This window comes from Ensifer sp. (assembly GCF_035999185.1).
Classification (GTDB): Bacteria; Pseudomonadota; Alphaproteobacteria; order Rhizobiales; family Rhizobiaceae; genus Ensifer.
In genome coordinates this window covers 153,070-175,745 of record NZ_DASYHB010000110.1, presented here as the reverse complement: position 1 = coordinate 175,745, position 22,676 = coordinate 153,070, and the positions used below count along the sequence as shown (strand labels likewise).

25 protein-coding genes are annotated in these 22,676 nt (G+C 62.3%); 14 read left to right on the top strand and 11 right to left on the bottom strand.

All coding sequences use genetic code 11. The annotated features are described in order from the left end of the window. Positions 1–22: 22 nt before the first annotated feature. The 8 genes from VGO04_RS13605 to rnhA all read left to right on the top strand — a co-directional run bounded on the left by VGO04_RS13605 (position 23) and on the right by rnhA (position 5,531). Complete coding sequence (locus tag VGO04_RS13605) at positions 23–901, top strand: cytochrome c oxidase subunit 3 (RefSeq protein ID WP_327496490.1); 879 nt, start codon at positions 23–25, stop codon at positions 899–901. Between the two features lie 101 nt (positions 902–1,002). Beyond that, positions 1,003–1,491, top strand: coding sequence for a L,D-transpeptidase family protein (locus tag VGO04_RS13600; protein ID WP_327496478.1), 489 nt, complete (start codon positions 1,003–1,005; stop codon positions 1,489–1,491). Then, a complete protein-coding gene (locus VGO04_RS13595; RefSeq protein ID WP_327496477.1) occupies positions 1,488–1,871 on the top strand; it encodes a DUF983 domain-containing protein in 384 nt (127 codons plus the stop codon). Before VGO04_RS13600 ends, VGO04_RS13595 begins: the two co-directional genes overlap by 4 nt. After that, complete coding sequence (locus VGO04_RS13590) at positions 1,840–2,607, top strand: SURF1 family protein (protein WP_327496476.1); 768 nt, start codon at positions 1,840–1,842, stop codon at positions 2,605–2,607. Before VGO04_RS13595 ends, VGO04_RS13590 begins: the two co-directional genes overlap by 32 nt. A 57-nt stretch (positions 2,608–2,664) precedes the next feature. After that, a complete protein-coding gene (locus VGO04_RS13585; RefSeq protein WP_327496475.1) occupies positions 2,665–3,030 on the top strand; it encodes a DUF1304 domain-containing protein in 366 nt (121 codons plus the stop codon). 3 nt (positions 3,031–3,033) lie between these two features. Continuing rightward, positions 3,034–4,044: a 4-hydroxy-3-methylbut-2-enyl diphosphate reductase gene (gene ispH, locus VGO04_RS13580; protein WP_327496474.1), complete on the top strand. Its 1,011-nt coding sequence runs from the start codon at positions 3,034–3,036 to the stop codon at positions 4,042–4,044. Positions 4,045–4,086: 42 nt separating this feature from the next. Beyond that, positions 4,087–5,067, top strand: coding sequence for a homoserine kinase (locus VGO04_RS13575; protein ID WP_327496473.1), 981 nt, complete (start codon positions 4,087–4,089; stop codon positions 5,065–5,067). Then, complete coding sequence (gene rnhA / locus VGO04_RS13570; protein WP_327496472.1) at positions 5,064–5,531, top strand: ribonuclease HI; 468 nt, start codon at positions 5,064–5,066, stop codon at positions 5,529–5,531. Before VGO04_RS13575 ends, rnhA begins: the two co-directional genes overlap by 4 nt. Before the next feature lie 46 nt (positions 5,532–5,577). Here rnhA and VGO04_RS13565 read toward each other — a convergent pair whose 3' ends face one another. Both VGO04_RS13565 and VGO04_RS13560 read right to left on the bottom strand, forming a co-directional pair. After that, entirely contained in the window at positions 5,578–6,063 is a 486-nt protein-coding gene (locus tag VGO04_RS13565) for a peroxiredoxin (RefSeq protein ID WP_327496471.1), read from the bottom strand. Between the two features lie 73 nt (positions 6,064–6,136). Continuing rightward, complete coding sequence (locus tag VGO04_RS13560; RefSeq protein WP_327496470.1) at positions 6,137–6,952, bottom strand: protein-disulfide reductase DsbD domain-containing protein; 816 nt, start codon at positions 6,950–6,952, stop codon at positions 6,137–6,139. A 196-nt stretch (positions 6,953–7,148) separates the two neighbouring features. On the opposite strand from VGO04_RS13560, the gene VGO04_RS13555 reads away from it, so the two are divergent. Continuing rightward, positions 7,149–7,754 carry a YqgE/AlgH family protein gene (locus tag VGO04_RS13555; protein ID WP_327496489.1) on the top strand — a complete coding sequence of 202 codons (606 nt, stop codon included), beginning with the start codon at positions 7,149–7,151 and terminating at the stop codon, positions 7,752–7,754. A gap of 107 nt (positions 7,755–7,861) precedes the next feature. On the opposite strand, the gene VGO04_RS13550 is transcribed toward VGO04_RS13555, so the two are convergent. The 4 genes from VGO04_RS13550 to thrC all read right to left on the bottom strand — a co-directional run bounded on the left by VGO04_RS13550 (position 7,862) and on the right by thrC (position 14,382). Beyond that, complete coding sequence (locus tag VGO04_RS13550) at positions 7,862–10,771, bottom strand: EAL domain-containing protein (protein WP_327496469.1); 2,910 nt, start codon at positions 10,769–10,771, stop codon at positions 7,862–7,864. Then, on the bottom strand, positions 10,771–11,382 hold the full coding sequence (locus tag VGO04_RS13545; protein WP_327496468.1) for a GNAT family protein: 612 nt from the start codon (positions 11,380–11,382) through the stop codon (positions 10,771–10,773). The genes VGO04_RS13550 and VGO04_RS13545 overlap by 1 nt, the downstream gene beginning before the upstream one ends. A gap of 281 nt (positions 11,383–11,663) precedes the next feature. Further along, positions 11,664–12,965 (bottom strand): pitrilysin family protein, encoded by a 1,302-nt coding sequence (locus tag VGO04_RS13540; RefSeq protein WP_327496467.1) that lies wholly within the window; start codon positions 12,963–12,965, stop codon positions 11,664–11,666. A 16-nt stretch (positions 12,966–12,981) separates the two neighbouring features. Then, positions 12,982–14,382, bottom strand: a complete 1,401-nt coding sequence (gene thrC, locus VGO04_RS13535; protein ID WP_327496466.1) for a threonine synthase — start codon at positions 14,380–14,382, stop codon at positions 12,982–12,984. A 279-nt stretch (positions 14,383–14,661) separates the two neighbouring features. On the opposite strand from thrC, the gene VGO04_RS13530 reads away from it, so the two are divergent. Further along, positions 14,662–15,213, top strand: a complete 552-nt coding sequence (locus VGO04_RS13530) for a hypothetical protein (RefSeq protein ID WP_327496465.1) — start codon at positions 14,662–14,664, stop codon at positions 15,211–15,213. 70 nt (positions 15,214–15,283) lie between these two features. Here the strand turns inward: VGO04_RS13530 and VGO04_RS13525 are convergent, their stop codons facing one another. Next, the gene (locus VGO04_RS13525; RefSeq protein WP_327496464.1) at positions 15,284–16,390 is read right to left on the bottom strand and encodes an ABC transporter substrate-binding protein; all 1,107 of its coding nucleotides are present in this window, start codon (positions 16,388–16,390) and stop codon (positions 15,284–15,286) included. Between the two features lie 224 nt (positions 16,391–16,614). Continuing rightward, the gene (locus VGO04_RS13520; protein WP_327496463.1) at positions 16,615–17,310 is read right to left on the bottom strand and encodes an HAD family hydrolase; all 696 of its coding nucleotides are present in this window, start codon (positions 17,308–17,310) and stop codon (positions 16,615–16,617) included. A gap of 180 nt (positions 17,311–17,490) precedes the next feature. Here VGO04_RS13520 and VGO04_RS13515 point away from each other — a divergent pair, with 180 nt between their 5' ends. Continuing rightward, entirely contained in the window at positions 17,491–18,159 is a 669-nt protein-coding gene (locus tag VGO04_RS13515; protein ID WP_327496462.1) for a GntR family transcriptional regulator, read from the top strand. 8 nt (positions 18,160–18,167) lie between these two features. Here VGO04_RS13515 and VGO04_RS13510 read toward each other — a convergent pair whose 3' ends face one another. Beyond that, positions 18,168–18,848, bottom strand: coding sequence for a winged helix-turn-helix domain-containing protein (locus VGO04_RS13510; protein WP_327496461.1), 681 nt, complete (start codon positions 18,846–18,848; stop codon positions 18,168–18,170). 94 nt (positions 18,849–18,942) lie between these two features. Between VGO04_RS13510 and VGO04_RS13505 the strand changes: the two genes are divergently transcribed. The 3 genes from VGO04_RS13505 to VGO04_RS13495 all read left to right on the top strand — a co-directional run bounded on the left by VGO04_RS13505 (position 18,943) and on the right by VGO04_RS13495 (position 20,880). Then, a complete protein-coding gene (locus tag VGO04_RS13505) occupies positions 18,943–19,263 on the top strand; it encodes an NIPSNAP family protein (RefSeq protein WP_327496460.1) in 321 nt (106 codons plus the stop codon). After that, on the top strand, positions 19,264–19,614 hold the full coding sequence (locus VGO04_RS13500) for an antibiotic biosynthesis monooxygenase (RefSeq protein ID WP_327496459.1): 351 nt from the start codon (positions 19,264–19,266) through the stop codon (positions 19,612–19,614). It begins immediately after the preceding gene. Between the two features lie 135 nt (positions 19,615–19,749). Beyond that, positions 19,750–20,880: a site-specific DNA-methyltransferase gene (locus VGO04_RS13495; RefSeq protein WP_327496458.1), complete on the top strand. Its 1,131-nt coding sequence runs from the start codon at positions 19,750–19,752 to the stop codon at positions 20,878–20,880. 122 nt (positions 20,881–21,002) lie between these two features. On the opposite strand, the gene VGO04_RS13490 is transcribed toward VGO04_RS13495, so the two are convergent. Both VGO04_RS13490 and VGO04_RS13485 read right to left on the bottom strand, forming a co-directional pair. Continuing rightward, entirely contained in the window at positions 21,003–21,935 is a 933-nt protein-coding gene (locus VGO04_RS13490; RefSeq protein ID WP_327496457.1) for a hypothetical protein, read from the bottom strand. Between the two features lie 105 nt (positions 21,936–22,040). Further along, on the bottom strand, positions 22,041–22,658 hold the full coding sequence (locus tag VGO04_RS13485; RefSeq protein ID WP_327496456.1) for an HAD family phosphatase: 618 nt from the start codon (positions 22,656–22,658) through the stop codon (positions 22,041–22,043). Between the last annotated feature and the right edge of the window lie 18 nt (positions 22,659–22,676).

The window sequence follows — 22,676 nt, the reverse complement described above, 5'->3', positions numbered from 1 at the left end:
AGACATTTCGGGGATTACTGACATGGCCGGTGCGCATCAGAAGAATCACGACTACCACATCATTGACCCAAGCCCCTGGCCGCTGCTTGCCTCGATCGGCGCCTTCGTCATGGCGTTCGGCGGCATCTGCTACATGCGCTACCTGGCTGGCAGCTCGCTGAAGATCTTCGGCCTCGAGTTTGCAAACGTCTGGATCCTGCTCGCAGGCCTCATCATCGTTCTCTACACCATGTACGGCTGGTGGTCGGACACGGTGAAGGAAGCGCACGAGGGTCACCACACCCGCGTCGTTGCGCTGCACCTGCGCTACGGCATGATCATGTTCATCGCGTCGGAAGTGATGTTCTTCGTCGCCTGGTTCTGGGCCTATTTCGACGCCAGCCTGTTCCCGGGCGAAGCCATCCAGGCAACCCGCGCCGCCTTTACCGGCGGTGTGTGGCCGCCGAAGGGCATCGAGGTTCTCGATCCCTGGCACCTACCGCTCTACAACACCGTCATCCTGCTGCTTTCCGGCACGACGGTCACCTGGGCCCACCACGCACTGCTGCACAACGACCGTAAGGGCCTGGTCTACGGCCTGTCGCTGACGGTGGCACTTGGCGTGCTGTTCTCCTACGTCCAGGCTTACGAATACGCTCACGCACCGTTCGCCTTCAAGGACTCGATCTACGGCGCGACCTTCTTCATGGCGACCGGCTTCCACGGCTTCCACGTTCTGGTCGGCACGATCTTCCTGCTCGTCTGCCTGATCCGTGCGCTGCGTGGCGATTTCACGCCGAAGCAGCACTTCGGCTTCGAAGCCGCCGCCTGGTACTGGCACTTCGTTGACGTCGTCTGGCTGTTCCTGTTCTTCTCCATCTACATCTGGGGTGGTTGGGGCGCGCCGGTCGCGCACATGTAAGAACTCTGGAGCTTCAGCTCTTTTCGACAAGGCGGTTGCAGTCATGCAGCCGCCTTGTTCTTTTGGTGGTGTGTCCGCAGCGCGGTTAGAGGGGAACGGAAATGAGGCTGGCCTTGGTGGTCGCGGCGCTTGTGGTATCGGGTGGTTTGCCCGCTGCGGCAACCGACAACGCGGACAGGGTGGTCGTGCACAAGGAGCGGCGGCTGTTGCAACTCTTCCAAGGGGGCCAGGTGATCCGCGAGTACACAGTTGCGCTCGGCGGCAACCCCACCGGCCACAAGCGGCAGGAAGGCGACGAGAGGACGCCGGAAGGGCTCTATTCTCTCGACTGGCGCAATCCCGGGAGCGGCTATCACAAGTCGATCCACGTATCCTATCCGGCACAGGCTGACGTCGCTGCCGCCGCCGCAAGCGGTATTGATCCGGGCGGCATGATCATGATCCATGGCCAGCCCAACTATTTCGGCTGGCTGGCCTTTTTGATGCAGCGCTTCGATTGGACGAATGGCTGCATTGCCGTTACCAATGCGCAAATGGATGAAATCTGGACGATGGTCCCCAACAACACACCGATTGAGATCAGGCCGTGAGTGAAGACAAGGCGCATTTCCCGCCGGTGGATCCGGTGATGACAGGCGTGCGCGGGCTTTGCCCGCGCTGCGGCCAGGGCAAGCTTTTCGACGGCTTTCTCAAGGTGAGACCGTCTTGCACAAGCTGTGATCTCGATTACCACTTTGCCGATTCCGGCGACGGCCCGGTGGTCTTCGTCATCCTGATCGTCGGCTTTGTCGTCGTTGGTGCGGCGCTGTGGGCGGAGGTGAATTTCAACCCGCCGCTCTGGCTGCATTTCATCCTGTGGATCCCGCTTGCGGTGGTCTTCAGCCTCGGCCTGACGCGCATGCTCAAGGGCATCTTGATCAACCTGCAATACCGCAACAATGCGCGTCCGGGTGAAATCGACCGTGGCTGAAATCGCAACCAAGAAGAAGGCTGGTCTGATCGGGCGCCTCGGCACGTTCCTCGTTCTGGCCACCGCCTTCGCCATCCTGGTGTCGCTCGGCACCTGGCAGATGCAGCGGCTGCACTGGAAGGAAGGGCTGCTGACGGCCATCGCCGAGCGCCGATCGGCGCCGCCGGTGACGCTCGGCGAGATCGAGAAAATCCTGGCCGACGGCGGCGAAATCGACTACCGGACGGTCGCCGTCCCCGGTCGCTTCGACCACAGCAAGGAACGACACTTCTTCGCGACCTTCAACGGCCGCACCGGTTATTACATCTTCACGCCGCTGAGGCTCGACGACGACCGCTTCCTGTTCGTCAATCGCGGTTTCGTACCCTTCGAACAGAAGGAATCGTCGACGCGCCTGGCCGGCGAGCTTCCGGCCTCGGTCGCGATCACCGGCCTTGCACGGCCGAAGCTTAGCGAAAAGCCGTCGTCGATCGTTCCGGACAATGATCTCGCCAAGAACATCTTCTACTGGAAGGATCTCGACGTTATGGCATCGTCAGTCGGGCTTCCCGCCGACAAGGTGCTGCCGTTCTTCGTCGATGCCGATGCGTCGCCCAATCCGGGCGGTTTGCCGATCGGCGGCGTCACCCAGTTCGATCTGCCGAACAACCACCTGCAATATGCCCTGACCTGGTACGGGTTGGCGGCCGCGCTGGTGGCTGTCAGTGGCATGTACGCACTTCGGCGCGGGCGATAGCCGCACGCGTGCCGTCATGCTAACGCTGTGCGTCAGGAATGGCGGCAGGGGACAATGATGACGATCATCGCGAACACACTGATTGCTTTGACCGGATTGCTGCATGTCGGCTTCCTGGTCCTGGAAATGTTCCTGTGGACGGGTCCTCGGGGGAGGGCCGTCTTCCGCATGACGAAGGAGCAGGCGGAGACGACGCGTGTCCTAGCCGCCAATCAAGGGCTCTACAACGGGTTTCTGGCCGCCGGTCTGTTCTGGTCGTTGTTCCAGGCAGAAGCGTCCTTTGCCTTCCAGCTGAAAGTGTTCTTCCTTGTGTGCGTGATCGTTGCCGCTATATATGGCGCTTGGTCGGTCAAGCCGCGCATCTTCCTCATCCAGGGCGGCCCGGCGATCGCAGCACTTGTTCTTCTCCTACTGGCATCCTGATCCATGGCATCTTCCGCGGCAGAAAAATCCCCGATCACCATTCGCCTTTGCGGCCCGCGTGGCTTCTGCGCCGGCGTCGACCGGGCGATCCAGATCGTCGTCCTGGCGCTGAAGGAGTTCGGTGCCCCGGTCTATGTCCGCCACGAGATCGTGCACAACCGCTACGTGGTCGAAGGCCTGGAGGCCAAGGGGGCGATCTTTGTCGAAGAGCTTGACGAGATCCCGCCGGAGCACCGCAAGCAGCCGGTCGTCTTCTCCGCGCACGGCGTGCCGAAGTCAGTGCCTGCGGACGCTGACGCGCGCAATCTTTTCTATCTCGATGCCACCTGTCCGCTGGTCTCCAAGGTTCACAAGCAGGCGATGCGCCACAACCGTCTCGGCCGCCATGTCGTCCTGATCGGTCATGCCGGCCACCCGGAAGTGATCGGCACGATGGGGCAACTGCCCGAAGGCACCGTATCGCTCGTCGAGACGGTCGAGGACGCCGACGTCTACCAGCCGCCAGATCCGGACAATCTCGGTTTCGTCACCCAGACGACGCTGTCGGTCGACGACACGGCCGGCGTCATCAAGCGGCTGCACGAGCGTTTTCCGAACCTGACGGCGCCGGCTGCCGATTCGATCTGCTACGCCACCACCAACCGCCAGGAGGCGGTCAAGCAGGCAGCCCCCGGCTGTGACCTCTTCCTCGTCGTCGGTGCGCCGAATTCGTCCAACTCCAAGCGCCTCGTCGAAGTGGCGCTCAAGGCGGGCGCTAAGAAATCCGTGCTGGTCCAGCGTGCGTCCGAAATCGACTGGGATGCGATCGGTGATATCTCTGTCGTCGGCCTGTCGGCTGGCGCTTCGGCGCCGGAAGTGATCGTCAACGAGATCATCGAGGCGTTCCGCGAGCGCTACCAGGCGACTGTGGAACTCGCCGACACCGTCGAGGAGAACGAGAACTTCCTCGTCAACCGCGAGATCCGCCACGTGCCGCTGACACCAGCCGACATGGCCTTCGTCAACGGCGAATAACCGCCGCATTTCTTGCCCGCATTTTCTTGAGAGTGGAAAACCTTGGCAGTTTACACCGATATCACGGAAGACGACCTCTCCCGTTTTCTCACCGCCTATGACGTCGGCCAACTGACCTCCTACAAGGGGATTGCCGAGGGCGTCGAGAACTCCAATTTCCTGATGCACACGACCAAGGGGTCCTACATCCTCACGCTCTACGAGAAGCGCGTGAACGCCGATGACCTGCCGTTCTTCCTGGGGCTGATGCATCACCTGGCTGAAGGTGGCCTGTCCTGCCCGCTGCCCTTGCCGCGCGCCGACGGCGAGCTTCTCGGCGAGCTTTCGGGCCGTCCGGCTGCCGTCATCTCGTTTCTTGAGGGCATGTGGCTGAGGAAGCCTGAGGCCAAGCACTGCCACGAGGTCGGCAAGGCGCTGGCCGCCATGCATCTGGCCGGCGAGGGTTTCGCGCTGAAGCGTACCAATGCCCTTTCCGTCGGCGGTTGGCGGCCGCTCTGGGTGAATTCCGAGGCACGCGCCGACGAGGTCCAGCCGGGCCTCAAGAACGAGATTGCGGCCGAGCTCGAGCACCTCGAGCGCCACTGGCCGAAGTCGCTGCCGGAGGGCGTCATTCACGCCGATCTGTTTCCGGACAACGTCTTTTTCCTCGGCGACCAGCTTTCCGGCCTGATCGACTTCTATTTCGCCTGCAACGACTATCTGGCCTATGACGTCGCCATCTGCCTCAATTCCTGGTGTTTCGAGAAGAACGGCTCCTACAACATCACCAAGGGCATGGCGATGCTTTCGGGCTATGAGAGCGTGCGCAAGCTGACGCCTGCCGAGGTAGAGGCTCTGCCGCTTCTCTGCCGTGGCTCCGCCCTGCGCTTTTTCCTCACGCGTCTCTACGACTGGCTGATGACGCCGGCCGGTGCGCTTGTGGTCAAGAAGGATCCGCTCGAATATCTGACGAAGATCCGCTTCCACCGGGCGATCGTTTCGAGCGCCGAATATGGCCTGCGGATCGACGGGGCGTCTGAATGAAACACGTCGACATTTTCACTGATGGCGCCTGCTCGGGCAATCCTGGCCCGGGCGGCTGGGGTGCGGTGCTGCGCTACGGCGAGGTGGAAAAGGAACTTTCCGGCGGCGAGGCGGAAACGACCAACAACCGCATGGAACTGTTGGCGGCAATCTCCGCGCTCGACGCGCTGAAGAGCGCCTGCGAGGTCGATCTGCACACCGACAGCAAGTACGTGATGGACGGGATTTCCAAGTGGATCCACGGCTGGAAGAAGAACGGCTGGAAAACCGCTGACAAGAAACCGGTGAAGAACGGTGAACTCTGGCAGGCTCTGGACGAGGCCAACCGCCGTCACAAGGTAACGTGGCATTGGGTCAAGGGCCATGCCGGCCATCCGGAAAACGAGCGCGCCGACGAGCTCGCCCGCAAGGGTATGGAACCCTACAAGAAGAAGCGCGGCTTGGGCTCTCTTCTCGTGAAATGAAAAACGGGCCGTTGAGGCCCGTTTCCTTTTGCACGTGTCTCTGCGCTCAGAGCTGTTCGAGCATCGCGGCGGCGCCCGAGACGGTCGCCTGGCCGGGGCTTTCTTCAAGATTGAGCGTCTTGACCACCCCGTCTTCGACCAGCATCGAGTAACGCTTCGAGCGGACGCCGAGCGTGCCGGCCGAAAGGTCGATATCCATGCCGAGCGCCTTGGTGAAGGCAGCGTTCCAGTCGGACAGGAAATGGATCTTGCCCATGCCGCCAGAGGCCGTCGCCCAGGCGCCCATCACGTGCAGGTCGTTGACGGCGACGACGGCGATGTCATCGACGTCGCGCGCGAGGATCGCGTCGCGGTTTTCGAGGTAACCGGGCAAGTGGTTGAGCGAGCAGGTGGGCGTGAAGGCGCCCGGAACGGCGAAAAGCACGACGCGCTTGCCGGCAAAGAGCTGATCGGTGGTGACTTCCACCGGACCGTCGGCGGTCTTTTCCTTGAAGGTCGCAGCGGGCAGCTTGTCTCCAACGGCAATGGTCACGGTACTCTCCTTGCTTTGCTTGCGTCTCGTTTCTCCGTTCCAGCCGGAGAACCTGGCGGACTATAGAGGCGCCCTAGTCAAAGGCAAGGGTCGTCTCCATGCTGCGGTTCTTGGCCCGCACCGTCAAAACGATCGGCTTGCCTTTGAGTTCCCCGTCCTTGGCCGAGAGCCTGACCGGGACGGTTGCGCTGAGCTCTGCGCTGCCTTCGGGCCGGATTTCCGGTTTGCCGAAGGAGACGCCGGGCGGACCGGCGAGGAAGAGTTCGGGATGACTGTCGCCCGCGGGCAGGCGCAAGGAGAGGTGCAGCCGCGCTGCGGCGGCGTCGTACCGGCTCGCGGTCACGGCAAAGTCCTCAGAGGGCGCCTCCGGCAAGGCGGCGACGGCATCGTCGATCCGCGCCTCGTCGAGCGGATTGTCGAAGCTGCCCTGTTTCAAGGCCAGTGTCAGCTCTCCCTGGACAGGGATGCAGATGTCCTCGCAGATGCCGAGAAACACCGAGGCGCGGATGTTGACGTCGCCGTTTCCGTGGATGCGCTTCAGCGTCAAGGGAAAGGCAACCGACTTGTCGTAACCGACGTAGCGCACCACGCCGTCGTCGAACGACTTGGGTACCGGAAAGCCGATCTTTTCCAGAACGACGCCGCCGGCGGGATCAAGTGTTACCTGCGGAGGGATGCCGCTGGCCCCCGGCTCTCGCCAATAGGTCTTCCAGCCGGCGTTGAGCTTGATTTCGAGCGTCGCGGGGATCGTGCCGTCCTCTTTCGGCGGTGCTGCGACCAGGCGGATCATGCCACCCGGAGAGCTCACCCAGTCACTGGTGGCCGCCTTGGCCGAGACGGGGAGAAAAAATGAGACAACGAGACTTGCCGCGCCGATGAGCTGGGCCATGTTGTGATGTGTAGGGCACTTGAGCATGCCGGAAGCAATATCGCTTTTGCCGAAAACGCTCCAGTCGCTCCAAGGCAGGCAACGATCATAATTGTTTGATCGGACACGGAGAGGTGAACGCCGTGCGTGCAATATTTGAGGGCCGCGACGCTGAGGCGCTTTTCATTTCGCGGCGAATTGATAGGCTGTTGGCATGATGGCTATTCCGACGGCGCAAAAACGACGCGAACGAGGCTTTCTTGACGGTCAGTTCCTGATCGCCATGCCCGGGATGTTTGACGCCAACTTTGCCCGCACGGTCATCTTCATCTGCGCCCATTCGGACGATGGAGCCATGGGTTTCGTGCTCAATCGGCCGCAGCAGCTGACCTTCCCCGACGTCCTTCTGCATCTCGATCTTCTCGATGAAGACGAGGCGATCCGGCTTCCGGCGATGACCCGCGAGTTCCAGATCCAGGCGGGCGGCCCTGTCGAAACCGGACGCGGCTTTGTCCTCCATTCCGACGACTACCTGAGCGATTCCAGCATCCCCGTCAGCGACGATATCTGCCTGACGGCCACGCTTGATATCGTGCGCGCCATTTCGCGCGGGGAGGGGCCGGTGAGGGCGACGATGATGCTCGGCTATGCCGGCTGGGGGCCGGGCCAGCTGGAAGCGGAAATTACCCAGAACGGTTGGCTGACCTGCCCGGCGCGCGAAGAGTTGATCTTCGACAAGGCGCTGGATGACAAGTACGATCGGGCGCTGGCCCTGATGGGCGTCTCGGCCGCCATGCTTTCCATGGACGCGGGCCACGCCTGAACGGCTAATCTCACACTATGTAGGTTTGTGGAGCCCGCTGAACGCGCGCCCGCCGGGCGTTGCCGACGGGCGAAAGGCGATTGCGTGCTTGACGAAGAGCGCGAGCCTTATGCCCGCTTCATCAGCGGGAAGCGTTCCTTGAGCAGCCTCTGGATCGATTCCGAGCCGATCGGTGGACCGAAGAGGAAGCTCTGTCCGTAGTCGCAGCCCATCTGCGAGAGCTGGATCGCATCATCCTCGGATTCGATGCCTTCCGCCACCACCGTCATGTCGAGTTCGCGGGCCATGGTGATGACCGAGCGCAAGAGGATGCCGCGCTTATCGCTCGGGTCGCGCACCAGCGCCTTGTCGATCTTGATCGTGTCGAAGGGGAAGCGGGTAAGGTAGGAGAGCGACGAATGGCCGGTACCGAAGTCGTCGAGCGCCAGCTTCAGGCCTGCTTCCTTCAGTTTTTCAAGGACGAGACGGGCCTGTTCGGGATTTTCCATCACAAGCGATTCCGTCAGCTCCATCTTGACCTTGCCGGGATCGCAGCGGTTCTTGGTGAGGATGGCGCGAACGTCGTCGTAGAGTTCGTTGTTGAGAAGCTGCGCACTCGAAAGGTTGATCGAGACGAAGATCGGCAGGTCGCCGGTCTGCAACTGCCATTCCGTCAGGTCACTCGTCGCCCGGTCGAAGGCGAACATGCCCAGCTGGTTGATGAGGTCGGAGTTTTCGGCGATCGGGATGAACTCGGTCGGCGAGACGTTGCCGCGCTTGGGGTGATCCCAGCGCATCAGCGCTTCGAAGCCGGCAATCTCGGCGTCGTTCAGCCGGACGATCGGCTGGTAGACGAGCGAAAGCTCCTTGCGCTCGATCGCCTTCTTGAGATCGGCTTCGAGCTGCATCCGGTCTGACCCAGAGGTGCGGAAAGCGGGGCGGAAGGGCTCGACGCGGTTGCCGCCTTCCTTCTTTGCCCGGAACATCGCAAGCTCGGCATCGTCGAGCAGACCGGCGGCACTCTGCTCCTGGTCGAGCCAGGAGACGAGGCCGATCGAAGCCGTGAGATTGATTTCGCGGTTGCCGTAGTTGAGCGGCACCATGATCGCCTTGCTGACGGCATCGGCGAAATCGGCGACCTTGGCCGGGTCTCGCTCGGACATCAGGATCAGGCCGAACTGGTCGCCGCCGAGACGAGCGAGCGTATCTTGCGGCCGCAGCAGCCGGCGCAGGCGTCGCGTCAACGCGATGAGTATGTTGTCGCCGGCGGCAATGCCAAGCAGATCGTTGACCTGCTTGTAGCGGTCGATGTCGATCGCAAGCACGGTCGGGCGAACGGCATTGCTGCCGTCGGCCATCAACAGCATCGCCTGCAGCCGGTCGAGGAACACCTGCCGGTTCGGCAACCCGGTCAGATTGTCGAGCAGCGCATTGTGCAGCAGCCGCTCGACCGAATTGCGTTGCTCGGTGATGTCGATGATCGTGCCGACGCAGCGGATGATTTCGCCGTTGGCGCCAAGAACAGGACGGGCGCGAATGGACAGCCAGTGATAGTGGCCATCCTCGGCGCGGGCGCGGAACTCATGATTGAGCTTGCCACGACGGCGCTCGAGCAGCACGTCGAGGGTCGCGCGGAAACGGTCGCGATCATCAGGATGGAGCCGCGGCAACCAGTTGCGCAAGGGGCCGTGCATGCTGCCGAGCGAGAGGCCAAGCTGGGTGGAAATGTCAGGGATGGTCACCACGCGGTCGCGGGCGACGTCCCAGTCCCAGACGGTGTCGCCCGATCCGGTCAAGGCAAGCGACTGGCGTTCAAGGTCGGAGAACAGGCCCTGCTGGTAGCCGCTGCCGGCCACCGCATGCTGCATGACGGTGAAGCCGATCAGGAGCACGATGAGCACGAGGCCGCCGCCGAGAGCCGGCTGTACGATGTCGTTGGCGAGCTGGCCGGTGACCGTCAGCCACGCGCCGAACAGCCAGACGAGAATGAGCAGCCAGGCGGGCACGAGAAGAATGGCCCGGTCGTAGCGGTTGAAGCCGAGATAGGCGATCAGGACGATGCCGACCGTTGCCGTCAGCGCAAAGGAAAGGCGCGCAATGCCCGACGCGATTGCCGGGTCGTAGACGGCGACGCCGAAGAGCAGGCCGAGGCCGAGGATCCAGGCAAGGGTCGCATAGCCGAGATGCTGGTGCCAGCGGTTGAGATTGAGATAGGTGAACAGGAAGATCACGAGGCCGGCCGCCAGGAAGACCTCGGTGCCCGCTCGCCATATTCGCTCGTCGCCGGCCGTCACGCTGATGAGCTTCGACAGGAAGCCGAAATCGACGCAGATATAGGCAAGGACCGCCCAGGCAAGGGCAGCCGTCGCCGGCAGCATCGAGGTTCCCTTGACCACGAAAAGGATGGTGAGGAACACCGCCAGCAGGCCGGCAATGCCAAGAACGATGCCCCGATAGAGCGTAAACGCGTTGACCGTGTCCTTGTAGGAATCCGGCTCCCACAGGTAGATCTGCGGCAGCTCCGGCGTCGCCAGCTCGGCGACGAAGGTAATGATGACGCCCGGCGCCAGCGTAATGCGGAAGACGTCGGCCTCGTCACTCGGTTCGCGGCTAAGCGCGGACCCTTCGCTGGGGGTGATCGACAAAATGCGCTTGGAGCCGAGATCCGGCCAGAAGAGCTTGGAGTTCACCAACCGGAAATGCGGTGCGACGATCACACGGTCGAGCGGTTCGGCAGAGACATTGGCAAGCGCGAACACCGCCCAGTCGCCCTGGTGGTCCTCGCTGTTTGAGCGCACCTCGATGCGCCGCACGATGCCGTCGGTCCCGGGCGCCGTCGAGACCTGGAAGGCCTCGTTGCGGCCGCTGTAAATCTCTGTCGTCGCCGTCAGGTCGAGCGCGGTGTCTTCGCGCGAGATCTTCACCGGCTCAAGCGCCTCGGCCGCGCCACTGAGCGCGCAGAAGAACGTGGTGAGCGTGATCACAAACGCTGCCAGCTTTAGGGCTGACCGGGCGAAGGACGAGCGGGCTAGAGGCATCAAAGGGGCATATTCCTGTTCGGTAGGGCATCGTCGCACAGGAGAGAAAAGAGCACGTGGTCCCGCCACTGGCCGTTGATTCTCAAGTACTGTCTTAAATAGCCTTCACGCTCAAAACCGGCCTTTTCAAGGAGCCGGATGCTTCTCGAGTTGTCCGGAATACAGGCTGCTTCAATACGGTGCAACTCAAGGGTCGAAAAGATGTAGGGAATAGCGAGCCTGAGTGCCGCGTACATATGGCCCTGGCCGGCGTGGCGCGCGCCCATCCAGTAGCCGATCATGCAGTTTTGCCCGGCGCCACGGCGGATATGCCCGATGGTGAGCCCACCCAGCAGAACCTCACCTGGCTTGTGGAAAAGAAACAGCGGCACTGCCTGGCCGGAGGCGAATTCCTGCTCGTTGCGGATCACGCGGCTGCGAAATGCGCTCTCTGTCATCTCGTCCGGGCGCCAGGTCGGCTCCCACGGTTCCAGGAAGGCGCGACTTTCGCTTCTGAGCTGATACCATTGGCGATAGTCGGCGTAGCGGGGAAGCCGCAGCAAGTAATTCTGGTTGGCAATCTCGACCGTCTCCGGCTGCCGCGACAGGAACCGAAAAACCGATCGTGTCATTGCTGCCTCCAAGGCCGTCCAGTTACGCGGGGCCCTAAATCGTCCGCCCGACAGCGCACCTTTTCGCTGTCATAAACCGAAACGTTGCACAACTTTGCGCGCAAATCGAATCCGATTTTGCGAAAAGGCGCAAAGACTTCACGCTTCGGGCAGGGCGATTTGCACCGCCAGCTCTTCGGCCGGTCCGCAGCCACTCCAGGAAGGATGGGAAACGGTTTTCCGTCGGCAAAAGCAGGATCATTTCACCGTTCCGATGAAACAATGAAATGATCCAGGCTTAGCTAGCTAGCGACGGCGTGCGGCACGGCAGCCTTGCCGGTCAGGGACGACAGGATGTCACCCATCGGGGCAAGCTGTTCCAGGGGACCGATCGCCGAGAGCGTCGGCGTCGTATCGAAAAACAGACGGCCGGCAAGGTCGGTCAGGCGCTCGATGGTGATGCCGGACAGGCGTTCCATCAGCTCCTCGTTCGGGATCGGGCGGCCGTAGAGCATCATCTGGCGGGCGATCTGGCCGGCGCGTGCGGCCGGGCTTTCCTGTCCCATCAAGAGCTGTGCCCGGATCTGCGCACGGGCGCGTTCGATTTCCTGCTGCTCGATGTTCATCGACGACTTGCGCAGCTCATCGACGATGACTGGCATCAGCTCAGGCAGGTTCTCGCCGCCGGTTGCTGCGTGCACGCCGAAAATGCCGGTGTCTGAGAAGCCCCAGTGGAAGGCATAGACCGAGTAACAGAGGCCGCGGTGCTCGCGCACTTCCTGGAAGAGCCGCGAGGACATACCGCCGCCGAGGATGTTGGCGAGGATCTGCGAGCAATAGAAGTCGCGCGCGTGATAGGCCTTGCCTTCAAAGCCGAGCAACACTTGCGCGTCCATCAAGTCACGCGTCTCGCGGCTCTCGCCGCCGGTGTAGCGAGCCGCTTCAAGCACGGGTGTGGCGATCGGCGTGCGCGGCAGAGAGGCGAAGCGTTCCTCTACCTGGCGGACGAAAGCGTCATGCTCAACGGCGCCGGCGGCGACCACGAACATCCGGTCGGTCGTGTAATTGCGGCCGAGGTAATGGCGGATCTGGTCGGCGGAGAACGACATGACCGTATCGGGCGTACCAAGGATCGGGCGGCCCACGGTCTGGTTGCGATAGGCGGTTTCGGCGAAGCGATCGAACACGACGTCATCGGGCGTGTCGTCGGCGGCGCCGATTTCCTGCAGGATGACCTGCTTCTCGCGCCTCAGTTCCTCGTCGTCGAAGACGGACTCCGTCAGGATATCGGCGAGAATATCGACTGCCAGCGGCACGTGATCCTTGAGCACGCGGGCATAATAGGACGTCGTTTCGGTTGAGGTCGCAGCGTTGACCTCGCCTCCGACATTTTCGATTTCTTCGGCAATCTGGCGGGCGGTGCGTCGCTCGGTGCCTTTGAAAGCCATGTGCTCCAGCAGGTGGGCAATGCCATGTTCGCCCAGGGTTTCATTGCGCGAACCGGACTTGATCCACACGCCGAGCGCCACACTTTCGAGATGCGGCATCTGCTCGGTTACCACCGTCAACCCGGAAGGGAGCCGGGTGCACTCAACTTTCATCATACGTTTCTTCTCGTTCTTACCCCCGGAGGCGGGTACGCTCGCCGATAAAAGTCTCGACGGTTTTCAGGTCCGGATCCAGGATATCGAAACGCTCCTCCCTGTTCATCAGGTCAGCAAGCCACGTCGGAAGCGCCGGGTCAATACCACTGGCCGATTTTACCGCGTCCGGGAATTTCGCCGGATGGGCGGTTGCAAGCGTGACCATCGGGGCAGACGTCTTCTCGTGCTTGGCTGCAACGAAGACACCGACGGCGCTGTGCGGATCGAGCAGATAACCCGTTTGTTTAAGCGTCGTGGCGATTGTGCTCGCCACCTCCGTTTCGGAGGCACGGCCGGCACGGAACTCCTTGCGGATGGCTTTCAGCGCCTTTTCGCGAATGGTGAAGGAGCCGGACTGCTTGAGGCCGTCCATTGCGGAGCGCACTTCGCTCGGATCACGGTCGTTCGCCTCGAACAAAAGCCGTTCGAAGTTCGACGAGATCTGGATGTCCATCGACGGCGCCGTGGTTGCCTTGACGTCGCGCATCTCGTAGCGGCCGGTCTTCAGCGTGCGGGCGAGAATGTCGTTCTCGTTGGTGGCGACCACCAGCTTGTCGATCGGCAGGCCCATGCGCTTGGCGACGTAGCCGGCGAAGATGTCGCCGAAATTGCCGGTCGGCACCGTGAAGGAAATCTTGCGGTCCGGGCTGCCGAGGGCAACCGCCGTCGTGAAGTAATAGACGATCTGGGCCATGATGCGCGCCCAGTTGATCGAGTTGACGCCCGAAAGCTTGACCCGATCACGGAAGGCTGCGTCGTTGAACATGTCTTTGACGAGGTTCTGGCAGTCGTCGAAATTGCCGTTCACGGCGATGGCGTGGACGTTCGATGCGGTCGACGTCGTCATCTGCCGCTGCTGTACCGGCGAAACCTTTCCGTTCGGGAAGAGAATGAAGATGTCGGTGCGTTCGCGGCCGGCAAAGGCGTCGATCGCAGCGCCGCCCGTGTCGCCCGAGGTCGCCCCGACGATGGTGGCGCGCTCGCCGCGTTCTGCAAGGACGTAGTCCATCAGCCGTGCGAGCAACTGCATCGCCACGTCCTTGAAGGCGAGCGTCGAGCCGTGGAAAAGTTCGAGCACAAAGGCGTTCGGGCCGGTCTGGACGAGCGGTGCCACCGCCGGGTGGCGGAAGGTGGCATAGGCCTCGTCGATCATCTCGCGAAACTTTGCAGCCGGGATTTCGCCGTTGGTAAAGGGCTCGAGCACGGCGAAAGCGATTTCCTGGTAGGACTTGCCGCGCAGGCCGCGGATGTCCTTCTTGGAGAGCCTGGGCCATTCCTTGGGGAGGTAGAGACCGCCGTCGCGCGCAAGGCCGGCAAGCAGCGCGTCGCAGAAGCCGAGAGGAGCGGCTTCGCCGCGCGTCGAGATATACTTCACCATGATTGTCCTTCGTCCACCCCAAGGATTGCAGCGACCCTATTCAGCAGCGTCGCGCCACGCCCGTCTTATTGCGTCAGTGCTTGACAAAGTCTGCACGCATTCTTGTCACCAACGCAATTTCCGGTCCTGTGCAGGCTTCGGAAAATTCGGAAGGGACGAGCTGACCCAATCGATTTTTCATTTGGTCGCTGCTATAGACGATGCCCGAAGGCCACGAAAGGCCTTCCGGCCGAGATTTCGGTCAAGGAGTTTCAACCGGTCCAGCAGAGGTTGTTCAACGTGTTTGGCAAAGTATCCCGGCCTGTTCTCGCAATATCTTTTCTCGCGGTCCTCGCCGGCTGTAACAAAACGCAATCCGGCGGCGCAATCGATGCAGGTGGCAGTGCCGCCGCTCCGACACCCGCCGTCGTCCAGGCCGCATGCCCGCAGGTCGTCATTCGTGACGGCACAAATGTGTATGCCAGCTACGCCAAGGGCGCCAAGAACGACCCGACGAAGCTCGTCTACCAGGCCTCTCTCGCCGACACCACGCGGCAGTGCGTGCAAAGCGAGAGCGCGATTACGATGACGGTCGTGGTCCAAGGGCGCGTCGTCAGCGGTCCCGCTGGCGGCCCGGGCAAGATCACCATGCCGATCCGTGTCGCTGCGACCGACGAAGACAAGACGCTCTATTCCGAGCTGACGCAGCATGCGGTCGAAATTCCTGCAACGGGCTCGGCGCAGTTCGTCTTCACCAAGGCAGACGTGACGCTACCGGGCGGATCCGGTTCCAACGTCACGGTCTATGTCGGCTTCGACGAGGGCCCGCCGGCCAAGGGCAAGAAGAAGTAAGCTGCCTTCGCAGCCTGCATAAAAAACGCCGGGGTTTCCCCCGGCGTTTTCATTTCCAAACGCGTTTGCCTTATTCGGCCGGAACGCTCTTGCCGCCTTCCCACTTGTAGAGCGAGAAAGCCTGCGAGGTGAGGTCGCCGGCTTCGCCGTAGGTCAGCTTGCCGAGAACGGTGTCGATCGCTTCGCCGGACTTGATGGCGGTTGCGACCGCGGTCGCGTCTTCCGCCGAACCGGCCTTCTCGATGCCGGCCTTCAGAACCTGAACGGCGGCATAGGCGTTGAGGGTGAAGGCTTCTGCCGGAATGTTCTTCGCCTTCAGCGCTTCGACGGCCGGGGCCGACGCCGGGCTGCGGGTTGCGTCGCTGGCGTTGGTGTAGGTCGTGCCGGTTGCCGCTTCGCCGCCGATTGCCCAGAACTCGGTGTTCGACAGGCCGTCGCCACCGAAGATCTGTGCCTTCACGCCCTGGTCGTGCATCTGGCGTGCAAGCAGGCCGCCTTCCGGATGGTAGCCGCCGAAGTAGACGACTTCGACGTTCTCGGCCTTCAGGCGGGTGACGATGGCGCTGAAGTCCTTGTCGCCCGGGTTCAGGCCCTCATAGACGACTTCGGTGATGCCGCCGGCGTTGATTGCCTTCTTGAAGCCATCGGCCAGACCCTTGCCGTAGGGCGCCTTGTCGTGCAGCACAGCGACCTTCTTGTCCTTGAGGTTCTTGACCACGAAGGCGGCCGCAACCTCGGCCTGCTGGTCGTCACGACCGCAGGTGCGCAGCACGTTCCAGAGGCCACGGGTGGTGAGGTCAGGGGTCGTTGCCGTCGGCGTCACCATCAGGATGCCGTTCTCGGCAAGCACGTCGGATGCCGCCATCGAGGTGCCGGACAGGACCGGGCCAACGACGAAGCGGATGCCTTCAGCGGCGGCCTGGTTGGCAACCGAAACGGCCTGCTTCGGATCACCGGCATCGTCGAGCAGCTTCAGGACGATCTTTTCGCCGTTGATGCCGCCGGCCTTGTTGATCTCGTCGGCAGCCGTTTCCGCGCCGTTCTTCACCTGCTCGCCATAGGCCGCAACCGGACCGGTGAGCGGTGTGATGACGCCAACGGTGATATCGGCGAAGGCAAGCGGGCCGAAGGCGACGCTGGCCGCCAGGGTCAGGCCGGTCAACAGTTTAAGACGCATGGTGTTTCCTCCTAAAAATACCCCTTGTGGGGCTTTGGCTGATATGGCCCTCGTGCGCGGCTTTCGAAAACCGGGGAGATTTTCTAGGGGACGCGACGCCACTTCAATGTGTCATCGTGTCCCGCGACGTCTAATCGGACGCCGGCCGTGGTGGCCGAAGGCTTCTTTCCCGCTCCGGCCAGAGGCCGGGGCGAAAAGGGGTAAAACCGGTCGGCGGCAGCGCTTCAGGCCGTCAGCGATTCCGACCATTCGGAAAGGGCTGCGATCACGCCGGGCAGTGCCGACATGCGCGAAATCACCGTCTCCGCGCCCGCTTCCGTCAACTGGTCGGCGTGCGAGGGATGGGTGTGCGAGCCGCCGGTAAAACCGATGACGCGCATGCCGGCGGCGCGGGCACCATGGATGCCGTGCACAGAATCCTCGATGACGAGCACGCGGGATGGGGCGACGCCCATCTGCTTGGCGCCGTGCAGGAAGATATCCGGCTTCGGCTTGACGCGGTCGGCGCCAAGGTCGCGGGCAGAATAGATATGGCGGCCGAAATGATCCTTGATGCCGACCTTGCCGAGCATCATGGCAAGCCGCGCCGAGGTGGAGTTGGAGCAGATGCAATGCGGCAGCTTCAGTTGCGCCAGCATCGGCTTGACGCCTTCGATGATCTGAACGTCGCGCGCCAGCCGCTCGTCGAGGATCGTGTCGACCTTGTCGATCAGCGAGGCGGACAGCGGGATGCTCGCTTCCTTCTCGATCTGCAGCAGCGTGTTGTGCCAGGTCATGCCGGCAAAACGCTCCGCCATTTCCTCTACGCTGATCGGGTAACCCGCTTCGGTGAGCAACGCTGCCTCCACTTCAGAGGCGATGATTTCGGAATCGACGAGAACGCCGTCGCAATCAAAAATGATGAGATCGATACCGGTCATTTGGAACAATTCCCTGGGAGGAGGAGACGCCGCAGGCGGGGGGAGGTGAGCTCGCGCGGCGTGGGGCTTTCGTACGGCAGAGCTTTATACGAAGGCGGCCGAAAGCTCAACCTTTGGAAATTATCGAAACGGTCGTTCCGCTTGCTCGACAGCATTGTTTCGCGGCTCTATCAGTAGGCGATGGAAAAGCAACTGGACGATACGCTTGCAAGTCGCATCAGCAGGGCCCTGGCCGAGAGGATCATCTCCGGCATTTTGATGCCCGGGGAGCGTCTGCGCCAGGATCATATCGCCGAGGAATTCGGCGCGAGCCACGTTCCCGTTCGCGAAGCTTTTCGGCGATTGGAGGCCCAGGGCCTTGCCGTCAGCGAGCCGCGGCGCGGCGTGCGTGTCGCCTCCTTCGACCTGAAGGAGGTGCGGGAAGTTGCCGAAATGCGCGCGGTGCTCGAGGTTCTGGCGCTTCGTCATGCCATCCCGCATCTGACGCCGGCGATCCTCGACCGGGCGGAAGCAGCAACGGTTGCCGCCGATACCTCGCGGGACGTGCGGTCCTGGGAGGCGGCCAACCGCGCCTTCCACCGGGTGATCCTGGAGCCGTGCGGCATGCCCCGGCTTCTCGCCGCGATCGACGATCTGCATGCGGCAAGCGCCCGCTTCTTGTTTTCGGCCTGGCGTACGAGCTGGGAGGCTCGCACCGATCACGACCATCGCGCCATCCTTGCGGCCCTGCGCGAGGGGCGCGGCGATGAGGCTGCCAAGATCCTCGAACGTCACGTGGGGTGGATCGGCAAGACGCCGGTGCGGACCGCCGCAGGCGAAACCCGCGAGGCGTTCTCGATCGTCGGCTGACTTCCGAACTATTGCGGGAAAAGCTCTGTAAACGCCTTTTCGCCATTGGCCGTAAAGCGGATGGCGCGGCTGTTTGCCTCGCGTTTCGCCCAACCCTTGTCGATGAAGAGCGTCAGCAGCGCCTCGCCGAGCGAGCCGGCAAGATGCGAACGGCGCTCGCTCCAGTCGAGACAAGTGCGACAGATCGGGCGGCGGGATTTTTGCAAGGCAGAATAGTCGATGCCGAGCGCCTCGATCCGGTCCTGGCCAGCCGGGGTCAGGGCCAGATCGTCGCCGGTGACCTCGATCTGCCTTTCGGCAATCAGACTGTCATACATGCGCACGCCATAGTCGCCGGCGAGGTGATTGTAGCAGACGCGCGCCTTTCGAAGCGCCGGATCCTTTGGGCCGGGCCGATGGCGGTTCATGCCGCGGCTTGCGGCAAAGCCCATGAGGTTTTCGAGCATCAGCCCGACTTCGTCCTCGGCGAGCTGGAAGTAGCGGTGGCGGCCCTGCTTGCGCTGGCTGAGCAGACCTCCGGCCTCGAGCTTGGAAAGGTGGGAGCTGGCGGTCTGCAGCGTGATCCCGGCATGGGTCGCAAGCTCCGTTGCCGTCAGCGCACGGCCGCCCATCAGCGCCGTCAGCATGTTGGCGCGGGCGGGATCGCCGATCAGCGAGCCGATGAGAGCGATGTCTGGACCTTCCTTCATACTTCGATCGTAGTCGAAGCATCCGCGTCGAACAAGCAGGCATAGTCACCTCATCGAAGGCGCTGGCGCATTGTCCAGCCACAAGGAGACGACGATGATCACCTGCTTTATCCGCTACGAGATCGATCCCTTCAAGAAGGAGGAATTCGCCACCTATTCGCGCAATTGGGGCGAGGCCATTCCACGTTGCGGCGCCGATCTCATCGGTTACTTCGGCCCGCACGAGGGGTCGGCGACAACCGCCTACGGTGTCTACAATATCGAGAGCCTTGCCGCCTACGAGGCCTACCGCGCCCGTCTTGCCGCCGACCCGCTCGGGCGGGAGAACTATGCCTTTTCACGGCGCGAACGGTTTATCCTGAAGGAGGATCGCATCTTCCTGAAAAACGTCTCTTCGCCCCAAGGAGGAAAGTGAATGATCGCCGTCATCTTCGAAGTGCTACCGGCCGAAGGCCAGCGTGACGCCTATCTCGGCATAGCCGCCGACCTGCGCCCGTTGCTTGACGACATCGATGGCTTCCTGTCGATCGAGCGGTTCCAGAGCCTCACCAATCCCGGCAAGGTCCTTTCCCTGTCTTTCTGGCGCGACGAGGAGGCGGTGAAGGCCTGGCGCACAAGCACAGAACACCGCTACGCACAGGATGCGGGGCGGCATGGCGTCTTTGCCGACTACCGCCTGCGCATTGCCTCCGTCATTCGCGACTACGGCATGAACGAGCGCCACGAGGCACCGGCCGACAGCCGGGAATTTCACGACAACAGGTGAGGCCGCGCAGCAAAAGGCCTTGCTAACATAGCGTGATTACGAACTTTTTCGAAACGGCCTTCAGGCTTTGGTAACCATCTTCGGTAACCATAAGCTCCATAGTTCGTCCCGAGTAAGCGTATTTGCGAGTTGTCCATGTCATCTGTTGTTTCGCTTGCCGAAGTCTCCCGCTCCGCCCGCCCGCAGGGCTGGCTCGACACCATCATTAAGGGTGACTGCGTGGCCGCGCTCAATGCGCTTCCCGACAATTCGGTCGACGTCGTCTTCGCCGACCCGCCCTACAACCTCCAGCTCGGCGGCATGCTGACCCGTCCCGACCAGTCGGTGGTCGATGCCGTCGACGACGAGTGGGACCAGTTTGCCTCCTTCGAAGCCTACGACGCCTTCACTCGCGCCTGGCTGCTCGCCTGCCGCCGCGTGCTGAAGCCGACCGGCACGCTCTGGGTCATCGGCTCCTATCACAACATCTTCCGCGTCGGCGCGATCCTGCAGGACCTGCACTTCTGGATCCTCAACGACATCATCTGGCGCAAGACCAACCCGATGCCGAATTTCAAGGGCCGCCGGTTCCAGAACGCCCATGAAACGCTGATCTGGGCGACGCCGAACGCCAATGCCAAAGGCTACACCTTCAACTACGATGCGATGAAGGCGGCCAACGACGACGTGCAGATGCGCTCCGATTGGCTGTTTCCGATCTGCTCGGGCCACGAGCGGCTGAAGGATGACGACGGCAAGAAGGTGCACCCGACCCAGAAGCCGGAGGCGCTGCTTGCCCGCATCATGATGGCATCGACGAAGCCGGGCGACGTCATTCTCGATCCCTTCTTCGGCTCTGGCACGACCGGTGCCGTCGCCAAGCGTCTCGGCCGCCACTTCGTCGGCATCGAGCGCGAGCAGGACTATATCGATGCGGCCTCGGCCCGCATTGATGCGGTCGAGCCGCTCGGCAAGGCGATGCTCTCGGTCATGACCGGCAAGAAGGCCGAACCGCGTGTCGCCTTCAACACGCTGATCGAAAGCGGCCTGATCAAGCCCGGCACTGTGCTTACGGACGCCAAGCGCCGCTACAGCGCGATCGTCCGCGCCGACGGCACAGTCGCTTCCGGCGGCGAGGCCGGCTCAATTCATCGCCTGGGCGCCAAGGTCCAGGGGCTTGATGCATGCAACGGATGGACATTCTGGCACTTCGAAGAGGGGAACACCCTGAAGCCCATCGACGAACTCAGAACCGTCATTCGAAATGGTCTGGCAAAACTGAACTGATCAACCAGTTCCGCCCGATCCTTCGAAAAAGTGCTCCGACTGGTTTTTGTACCTTCAGTCCCGGAAGGAGCGCTTTAAACGCCCGGAATCCTCCAAAGGATTCCGGGCGTTTGTATTTCATGTCAGCCGGTGGGCCTTGCGTCGTCTCTTGGCCGCAAATGGAAGAGCGTGCGCGGCCCTTTGTCTTCGAAGCCGCAAGCGGCGAGCACAGGCTCCAGCCGCGCTCTTTCGTAATCCTGCAATTCGACCGTGGCGATGCCGATTTCAGGATGAGCGGCAGGAAAGCGCTGAAGCAGGGCGGCGACCATGGCGACCAGCCCAGGAGCGGGGGCGTCGTGTTCGGTGATGTTGATCATCATCTCATCGCTCCAGACAAAGGCAGAGGCCTCAGCGACGACGCGGTCCTGATGTTCCAGCATCTGCATGAGCAGCCCGCCCGCATCCCTGTCTGCGAAGCTCTGGGCGACCGCGTCCGCATCCCAGCTCGTGGTGCAGGTCTCTCCATTGCAGTTCGAAATCCCCGCGCGCGTGAGGAAATCCAGGTACTTGGCCAGAAGATCGTCAGGAAGGGGCGCGCGGACGGCGTGGACGACGGCCCCGTCCGTCTCGGTTGCGGCCTGCCAGCGTTCGCGGGGCGCTTGCCAGGTCCTGAACAGGTCCCGAAGCGCGACCGCACCTGTCATTTCGACGACCTGCTGGTTGAGGGCGGTTGTTCGGGAATGCCAGATAATACCCTCCGGGCCTGCTTCTATCGCGGCAAGCCGAAAGAGTTCCGCCAGGATTTCCGGATCGTTGAGATCGTGCTGCGGCATGGCCAACATGCCGGGATCGGCAGCCCGCTCGTCGCCATGCGTGGTGCGCGCTCGAAGGGTGATCCAGCCCGCCAGTTCTGCATCGCGTCTGGCGACAATGAAGCGGGTATCAGCGAAACGCTCCGCGAACTCTTCCGGCGAAACCTCTTCGCGAAGGCTGGCCTCGGTTGCTGCGAAGAGCTCGTTGATCAGCGCGTGCCTGGCGGCGCCCTCACGGATCACGGAAAATGCTAAATTATTCATAGAGTACTCCTGCGACACAACAATCACAGGTGGTGATGGCGATTCGTGGCGAAATCGTGCCGCCGGACACTGCGCGGCATCCGGCGATCGTCGCTTCAGACTGGTCTATGGATGGAGGCCGTAGGCCGAAAGGTCGACCTTCAGCTTCTCCGGATCGACGAAGTGGACCGCGTGCCAGCCTGCCAGTCGTGCTGCTTCGACGTTCGGAACGCTGTCGTCGATGAAGAGTGTCGCCGACGGGGTAAGGTCGAAGGTCCGGGTGTGCTTCTCGTAGATGGCGATGTCGGGCTTGATCAGCTTGACGTCGCCCGAAACCGTGACGCCGCGCGGCAGGGTCAGGAACGGATAAAGCTGCTGGGCCTCACGGAAGGTATCGGAGGCGAAATTGGTCAGCATCGTCACGTCGCGGCCCTCGGCGATCAGCCGCTCCATCAGGCAGACCGTTTCGACATAGGCATGCGGCACCATCTCCTGCCAATGCTTGCGGAAGGCACGGATATGCTCCTCGCGATCGGGGAAATCCTTGATCAGCAGCGCCTCGGCTTCGTCCCAGGGACGACCGCGGTCCTGCTCGATGTTCCAGTCATGCGTGCAGACATTGGCGAAGAACCACTCCCGCTCCACTTCGTCGGGGATGAGGCGGCTGTAGGGCAGGTTCGGGTCGTAGTGGATCAGCACCTTGCCGATGTCGAAGACGATGTGGCGGATGTCGGTGCTGCTCATGACTGCATTCCTTCTTCG